The organism is Allobosea sp. (assembly GCF_030695125.1).
GTDB lineage: Bacteria > Pseudomonadota > Alphaproteobacteria > Rhizobiales > Beijerinckiaceae > Allobosea.
On record NZ_JAUYTP010000081.1, the window covers coordinates 1 to 1,093 of the forward strand.

At 32.7% G+C, this 1,093-nt stretch carries 1 protein-coding gene; it reads left to right on the plus strand.

The window, feature by feature from the left end; translation table 11 throughout:
• Positions 1-200 (plus strand): hypothetical protein (locus Q8S38_RS23770; protein ID WP_305682808.1); only part of this gene is annotated, 200 nt, incomplete at its 5' end.
• Positions 201-1,093 lie beyond the last annotated feature (893 nt).

The following is a 1,093-nucleotide window of genomic DNA, read 5'->3' on the forward strand; positions in this document are numbered from 1 at the left end:
AAAAAGGTGCTAAAAATGACTGGTTTTTTGCTCGACCTAAAAAAAAGTGTTTTTTGAAGGGTAAAAAAGTGCACTTTTTCGAGGCCCTAAGGCATTTTTGGTCACTAATAGGGGTTGATATGATACCCGTGAGTCGCAGAGAAAAATTTCATTTTTTTTATAAAAAAAATAATTTTATTTTTTTGATAAAAAAATTATAAAATATTTTTATAAAAAATGATAAAAATATTTTATAAAAATATTTCATAAAATTTCTATAAAAAAATATAGAAAATTTTATGAATTATTTTTATAAATTTTTTTGTGCCTAAAAGTGTCTGTGTGTGATAGAGTGTGCCTGTGATGGGTTGACGCTACAGAATTTTATTAAGAGGCCTCACTGATTAAAGAGATTGTTTTATTTGTACACATCGTTATGATCTTTTGAAGAACGGGGTACAGGAAGACGCTACAGGAGTCGGGCCAGACAGCTGGACACACTACATGTTTTTTCTGAGGGGAAATAAAAAAATATTATGAAAAAAGTAATAGAAGGACCTTCTTCTTATAGCTACATATAACTGGGAGGCCCTTTAACGGCTATTAGTGGGAGGCCAGAAAAGCCTGTGTGTAAGCCTTTCGGCTCGAGTGGCAAAAAATTGTCCACTCAGAACAACATGTAGTGTGTCCAGCCATCTGGCCGGACACCTGTAAGGATACTTGGATGCGCGGGGACAAACAACCGATATTTAGTAACATATAAGATAATTCTTACCTTACATCTTACTAAATATCGGTTACCACCCTACTGTGCCTGCTCAATCGCCGCAAGGCTCAGCCCCAGGTGAGAATAAAATTTTAATAAAATTTTATGATAAAAAATTTATTTAATTTTTTATAAGAAATTTTTATAAAATTTCTATGATTTTTTTTTAATAAAAAAAAATATTGCGAAAAGAGTGATTTTATTGATATTTTTATGAAAAAGTTATTGCGCACTTTTTTTTTAAGAAAAAAAAATAAAAAAATGAGCAACTAGAGGTCTCCCCTATAGCGCTCAGCCCTCCCCAGAGGTGTGCATTTTCTTTGAAAAAGGCCCTGTGGAGGCCCTTTT